This is a genomic window from Methylobacterium sp. 1030, assembly GCF_040544715.1.
In the GTDB taxonomy this organism is placed as follows: domain Bacteria; phylum Pseudomonadota; class Alphaproteobacteria; order Rhizobiales; family Beijerinckiaceae; genus Methylobacterium.
This window is the reverse complement of the sequence record NZ_JBEPKM010000052.1, coordinates 1-5,025: the sequence shown is the minus strand read 5'-3', so window position 1 is coordinate 5,025 and position 5,025 is coordinate 1. Positions and strand designations below refer to the sequence as shown.

Here is a 5,025-nt window from a genome sequence, read left to right as displayed (position 1 = left end):
TCCTCCGGCTTGTGCCCCTTCGTTCCCATCTGTCCGTCCTCGTCCTGGCCCGAAAGCCATACCTCAGGGCGGACCACTTCACTGGGGGCGGATCATCTTGGCGATGTGGTTGGCGAGCTTGGCCAGCGTCTTGGTCGGGCCGATGCCGACGCAGGTCGGGATCCCGGTCCAGGCCCGCACGGTGGCGCGCAGGTCCCGCGCGAGCTCGACCCGCAAGCCCGGCGCCACGTCCGACAGGTTCAGGAAGCTCTCGTCGATGGAGTAGATCTCCACCTCCGGGCTGAACTGCCGGTAGACCGCGTTGGTGCGACCGCTCATGTCGCCGTAGAGGGTGTAGTTCGACGAGAACACCCGCACGCCCTGCGCCTGGCACATCTCGCGGATCTTGAAGTACGGGTCGCCCATCTTGATGCCGAGCGCCTTGGCCTCGCTGGTCCGGGCGATGGCGCAGCCGTCGTTGTTCGAAAGCACGATTACCGGCACGGCGGCGAGCTTCGGGTCGAACACGCGCTCGCAGGAGCAATAGAAGCTGTTGCCGTCGATCAGCGCCACGGCGCGGCCGCCGCCAATCCGGTCGCGCCGGCGGGCTTCCGGCGTGCTCACAAGACCTGCCCGCGGGCGACGTGCCAGCGGATTGAGAAGCGCACCACGCCCCAGATCACACCCTCGCCGAGTTCGTCGACCGCGAAGGCGGGCAGGTCCGGATTGCAGAAGGCGAGCCGGGCGACGTTGCCGTCGATCACGAGGCGCTTGCAGCTCATCTGGCCGTCGACCGCCGCGACGACGATGCTGCCGTGGCCCGCCTTGAGGCTGCGGTCGACGCAGGCGAGGTCGCGGTCGTAGATGCCGGCGCCCTCCATGGACGAGCCACTGATCCGCCACAGGAAGGTGGCGGGCGGGTTCGGCACGAGCCAGCGGGGCAGCTCGAGCGCGCCCTCGAGGAAGTCGTCGGCCGGCGACGGGAAGCCGGCGCACAGGGCCTGCCCGATCAGCGGGACGCGGACGGCTTCAGGGCTGCGGACCAGCAGCTCGTCGATACGGTGTACTGACATGAGGTTCAGGCTGCGGAGACGCGACCGCGTGCGTAACCGTGGGAGACCAGGCGGCCCTGGTCATCAACCTGCCGTTCCGCGGCGTCGAGGTCGGCAAGGGCGTCAGCAATCGCCTGTACAAGGGCCGCCCAGCCGTCGCGATGTGCGGTCTGGTAGTAGTGGAGCGCGATCGCCTCGGCTTCCGTGAGACGAAACTCCACAGGCGGCTCGTGCGGGAGAGCGTGCATCGCGTTCCGATTCCCTTTTAGAACAGACGAAGAACAAAGCGCAGGGGCGATCGCGGTTCAATTGCCGGGTTGGAGGTGGTTCGGATAGCGGGGGATCTCTGTGGAAGGCATCCGGAAATGCCAATGCGTTCCGGGCCTTGGCGTTACCGAGGCCGCTTGGAGGAGAAGACGACGATGGCGATGAAGACGGCGTTCGTGGTGCAGCCCTTCGAGGTGCACCGGAAGCGGCTGCGGCCGGCCCGGCAGGAGCCTGCGCAGACCGAGAGCGGGGCGGTGAAGAAGGCCGAGAACATGGCCAGGCGGATGCCGGGCGCGGCGGCGCTGAAGGTGGTGGCCGACGACGAGACCGGCGAACTGGAGGGCGTCACGATCCTCGGCCAGTGGGGCGAGATCCCCGACGACTTCGCAGAGAGCCTGCAGGACGGGTAGAACGAGCGATCGGCTAGGATCCCGAGCTCTGGAGAGAGGGAACCGTCAGCCTGCATCCAGCTTGGCTCGGCATGCCTGGAAAAACGCCCGCCAAGAAGAAGCCGGTCAAGGCGAAGGTCGCCGAGAAGTCGCCACGCAAGGTCGGCCTACCAACGCAGCTTGCGGCGATCCAGACGCGGTATCGCGACGCGCTGCTCGATGCAGCCGAGCTGCCCTACGCAGATCAGGGCGATCGCATCCGGTCCGCATTAGCGACGCTGCTCGCGGAGAAAGCTGCGCTGGGCGTGAAGGACGGCGAGGAACTCGCCGAAGTAGAATAGCCCTACCGCGCCGCTACCCGAGCCGCAAACGCCCAGACCGGCGGCCCCCAGGTCTGCCCGGGCTTCGTCCGGTAGCCGGAGAACCGGTCGAACACGATCCGGTCCGGCTCGACGCCGATCACCGGACTGTCGTTGACCATCAGCGCGCCGGCATACTCCACGCGCAGGAATCCGTGCTCCGGATGGACGCCGAACAGCTGCTCCGCGGTCCAGCCGAGCCGGTGCGCCTTGGCGCCGCGCTCATCGAGGAAGGTCAGCGCGTTCGCCCGCATCGCCGCCCAGCGCGTCGGGGTGAGATACCGGCACGGCGATGCGTGCTCGGACAGGCGCTCGATCTGGTCGCGCCAGGAGGCGACGGCGGGCGGGAGGTCTGACATCCTGGCGGCGATATGGGGGTGAGCTTAATAGAGGGTCACTCGGCGCTGCTGGTCGATCGTCTCACGATCGTGGGGCTACCCTGGGTTGCTGAATCAATCCCGATGCGCCAGATTTAGCGCATGTCCATCGAGACGATGCACACGCTGCGCAAAGCGCCTGAGCCCTCGCCGCTCTATCCGGAGCTGAGCGTGGTTTCGACCCTGCGCGATCTCCTGACGGACGACGGCTTAGCGGTGCCCGCCGGATCGCGCGGGACCATCGTGGAGATCTACGCTGCGGGCGCGGCCTAAGAGGTCGAGTTTGCGCGTCCAGTTGTCGGAAACGCGACCATTACTGCGGACGCCCTGACTGCCGCTTGAGGATGCCTCTGCCCCCCCGGGCCGAGGCCCGCGCCATGTATCCCAGATCATAAAATTGGCCTTTACCTCCTCAATGTCCTTCATGAGGAAGGCGGACAAAAGGCAGAATTTTATCTGTCCCGCGGCTTCACTGTTGAGGAGCCCCCGAGCGCTGATATTTGCGTTGCTGGAGCATCCGACGCCGGATAACTTCGCTCGTGTAGTGAAAAACGGCTACGTCACGAAGTACGTCTTCGAAGGTCCGATGCCAATGCCTGATGGTGGCAGCCCGCAGATCAGGTCGGTTTGGAAGCTAATCGAGGAAGGGCGCATGATGTCGCTTGTCACAACCTACGCGATCTAGCCTTCGACAGCGCCATCCCGGCCGCTGCCCTGCCGGGTTGTGTTCGCCCCGCCCCGATCTGCTCACGGGGCGGCCGTCAGGAGACCTGTCAGAAGCGGCGCATGTAATCTCCGAGTTCGAGGCTCATCCCCGCTTGGAAGCCAATGTGCCATGCCCGGACTTCAGCAGGTAGCATGCCGGCTCTTAGGTGCTCCTGGGCCACGATGATACCGACCTCCTCAACCCGGCGCACGAGGCCCTGAACGCTCCCGGTCTGTGGGCTCAGCGTCTTGATCATCTCGGTCGCCGCAAGCCGCCCAGCCTTTTCACCCCGAACGGCGGGAGAATGCGGGTCGCTCTGCGGCGGCATGGGTTTCGATTACCTTACCTTTAGGAGCCAATTTCCAGCGCGGATTGCATGCCTAGATGGCCAGCGTCAGTTGCCGGATCGTGTGAGCATCCTCTACGCATCCGTCCCAGGTTGAGACCGGGCGGCGGCCTGCTCGGCGGCACGGAGCGGGTAGGGTGGACAACGAGGACTACGACTTCGAGAGTTCGCCCCTATCAGGTCCCTTCACGCGCGACGGGCATGAGGTTGAGGTCGAGATTTACCGCCTTGCCGGCACGCAGGATCGGTGGCGTATGGAGGTGATCCACTTCTCCGGCTGTACGCGGTGGCAGGACACGTTCGCCACGGACGTGGATGCACACGCGGCCTTCCTCGCAACGGTCGAGGCTGCTGGGATCGGTCCCTTCGTCGGCGATCGGCCCAAGGCGATGAACTGACCGTCGTGCGGTCGTGAAAAAGCCCGCGCCGGCGGACCGGGCGGGCTTCTCAGGCTCGGCACCGACAAGGGAGGAATCCCGCCAAACCTGACACTGAGAGTGGGTGAAGAGCAGGGAAAGACAAGCCCCCCAACGGTAGTGACGCTGGGAGCGAGGACTCGACGCCCGCCCAGGCAAATCGAACCACCCACCTTTGAAAGCGTTCACGCCCCGCAACAACGGAGAGCACGACATGAAGGTGATCTCGGCGACCGTCCTTGGCCTGGCGCTACTCAGCGGAGCCGCTCCGGCCTTCGCACAGCCCTACGGCGGACGCGACTACGGCTACGATCGCGGCGACTATGGCCCTCGAGACCGAGGCTACGGAGATCGGGGCTACGGCGATCGCGACCGCCGCGACTACGATCGGGACTATGACCGAGGCTCGCGGGGCGGGCGTGGCGACTATGCTTTCAACGAGGAGGAGTATCTGCGCTGCAATCCAGACGTGCGCCGAGCGGTCATAGGTCGGGCGATCAAGTCTGGTCTGGAACACTACCGCAAGGTCGGCATGGCCGAAGGCCGGAAGTTGACCTGCAATTAGAGCGCGTCTGAAGAGCGGAGCAGGATATGAGAAAGCCCCGCGCGGCAATGCCGGCGGGGCTGAAGGTGTGGGGTCTCGTTGACGGAATAGCAGCGCGTCCGGGGCAGCGACATCACCCGTTCGGGGGAGGCTATCGAGCATGAAAAGACCCGCCTCGGCCAAGCCGGGCGGTTCGAGCTCGTCCGAGCTTCAAGGGCGCTGCGACAGCGACTCCTGCAGCTGCGTCCAACGAGGCTTCATCGTGCCGCCGCGGACCGCGACGCCCACAGCCTTCCGCTGCCCGAGAAGCACCACCAAACGCTTGCCGCGGGTCACGCCCGTGTAGAGGAGGTTGCGCGCCAGCATCGTCCAGTGCTGCATGGCCAGCGGGATCACCAGCGCGGGGTATTCCGACCCTTGCGATTTGTGGATGGTCGTGGCGTAGGCCGGCACTAGCGTGTCGAGCTCGCCATAGGGGTAGATCACCTCCCGATGGCGCGACCGCGTCGTCGCGGAAGCCGCGGGCATTGAAGATCCGCCGGACGACGCCGGTGCGCTTCGCCTCATCCATCCACGCCGTTACGCAGGCG

9 protein-coding genes and 2 pseudogenes are annotated in these 5,025 nt (G+C 65.8%); 5 read left to right on the top strand and 6 right to left on the bottom strand.

Features of this window, described 5'->3' with window-relative positions:
• Positions 1-90: 90 nt before the first annotated feature.
• From ABIC30_RS31515 to ABIC30_RS31505, 3 genes and pseudogenes are all read right to left on the bottom strand, one after another.
• Positions 91-603 (bottom strand): annotated as a pseudogene (locus tag ABIC30_RS31515) (Y-family DNA polymerase); the annotation flags it as partial.
• Positions 600-1,052: a LexA family protein gene (locus ABIC30_RS31510; RefSeq protein ID WP_354456820.1), complete on the bottom strand. Its 453-nt coding sequence runs from the start codon at positions 1,050-1,052 to the stop codon at positions 600-602. The pseudogene ABIC30_RS31515 and the gene ABIC30_RS31510, both read right to left, overlap by 4 nt.
• 5 nt (positions 1,053-1,057) lie before the next feature.
• A complete protein-coding gene (locus ABIC30_RS31505) occupies positions 1,058-1,252 on the bottom strand; it encodes a hypothetical protein (protein WP_354456819.1) in 195 nt (64 codons plus the stop codon).
• A 201-nt stretch (positions 1,253-1,453) separates the two neighbouring features.
• Here ABIC30_RS31505 and ABIC30_RS31500 point away from each other — a divergent pair, with 201 nt between their 5' ends.
• Complete coding sequence (locus tag ABIC30_RS31500; protein ID WP_354456818.1) at positions 1,454-1,708, top strand: hypothetical protein; 255 nt, start codon at positions 1,454-1,456, stop codon at positions 1,706-1,708.
• Positions 1,709-1,779: 71 nt separating this feature from the next.
• Positions 1,780-2,028 carry a hypothetical protein gene (locus ABIC30_RS31495; RefSeq protein ID WP_354456817.1) on the top strand — a complete coding sequence of 83 codons (249 nt, stop codon included), beginning with the start codon at positions 1,780-1,782 and terminating at the stop codon, positions 2,026-2,028.
• Positions 2,029-2,030: 2 nt separating this feature from the next.
• Here the strand turns inward: ABIC30_RS31495 and ABIC30_RS31490 are convergent, their stop codons facing one another.
• On the bottom strand, positions 2,031-2,405 hold the full coding sequence (locus tag ABIC30_RS31490) for a hypothetical protein (RefSeq protein WP_354456816.1): 375 nt from the start codon (positions 2,403-2,405) through the stop codon (positions 2,031-2,033).
• A 120-nt stretch (positions 2,406-2,525) separates the two neighbouring features.
• Here ABIC30_RS31490 and ABIC30_RS31485 point away from each other — a divergent pair, with 120 nt between their 5' ends.
• A complete protein-coding gene (locus ABIC30_RS31485) occupies positions 2,526-2,696 on the top strand; it encodes a hypothetical protein (RefSeq protein ID WP_354456815.1) in 171 nt (56 codons plus the stop codon).
• A gap of 500 nt (positions 2,697-3,196) precedes the next feature.
• Here ABIC30_RS31485 and ABIC30_RS31480 read toward each other — a convergent pair whose 3' ends face one another.
• Positions 3,197-3,385: a hypothetical protein gene (locus ABIC30_RS31480; RefSeq protein WP_354456814.1), complete on the bottom strand. Its 189-nt coding sequence runs from the start codon at positions 3,383-3,385 to the stop codon at positions 3,197-3,199.
• 227 nt (positions 3,386-3,612) lie between these two features.
• Here ABIC30_RS31480 and ABIC30_RS31475 point away from each other — a divergent pair, with 227 nt between their 5' ends.
• Both ABIC30_RS31475 and ABIC30_RS31470 read left to right on the top strand, forming a co-directional pair.
• Entirely contained in the window at positions 3,613-3,873 is a 261-nt protein-coding gene (locus tag ABIC30_RS31475; protein ID WP_354456813.1) for a hypothetical protein, read from the top strand.
• Between the two features lie 232 nt (positions 3,874-4,105).
• Positions 4,106-4,456: a hypothetical protein gene (locus tag ABIC30_RS31470; protein ID WP_287090588.1), complete on the top strand. Its 351-nt coding sequence runs from the start codon at positions 4,106-4,108 to the stop codon at positions 4,454-4,456.
• Positions 4,457-4,645: 189 nt separating this feature from the next.
• Here the strand turns inward: ABIC30_RS31470 and ABIC30_RS31465 are convergent.
• A pseudogene (locus tag ABIC30_RS31465) lies at positions 4,646-4,927 on the bottom strand (ATP-binding domain-containing protein); the annotation flags it as partial.
• Positions 4,928-5,025 lie beyond the last annotated feature (98 nt).

Excerpts from the sequence above, each read along its gene's own strand:
- ABIC30_RS31510 (WP_354456820.1), bottom strand. The coding sequence starts at position 1,052 with ATGTCAGTACACCGTATCGACGAGCTGCTGGTCCGCAGCCCTGAAGCC.
- ABIC30_RS31500 (WP_354456818.1), top strand. The coding sequence starts at position 1,454 with ATGGCGATGAAGACGGCGTTCGTGGTGCAGCCCTTCGAGGTGCACCGG.
- ABIC30_RS31495 (WP_354456817.1), top strand. The coding sequence starts at position 1,780 with ATGCCTGGAAAAACGCCCGCCAAGAAGAAGCCGGTCAAGGCGAAGGTC.
- ABIC30_RS31490 (WP_354456816.1), bottom strand. The coding sequence starts at position 2,405 with ATGTCAGACCTCCCGCCCGCCGTCGCCTCCTGGCGCGACCAGATCGAG.
- ABIC30_RS31485 (WP_354456815.1), top strand. The coding sequence starts at position 2,526 with ATGTCCATCGAGACGATGCACACGCTGCGCAAAGCGCCTGAGCCCTCG.
- ABIC30_RS31480 (WP_354456814.1), bottom strand. The coding sequence starts at position 3,385 with ATGATCAAGACGCTGAGCCCACAGACCGGGAGCGTTCAGGGCCTCGTG.
- ABIC30_RS31470 (WP_287090588.1), top strand. The coding sequence starts at position 4,106 with ATGAAGGTGATCTCGGCGACCGTCCTTGGCCTGGCGCTACTCAGCGGA.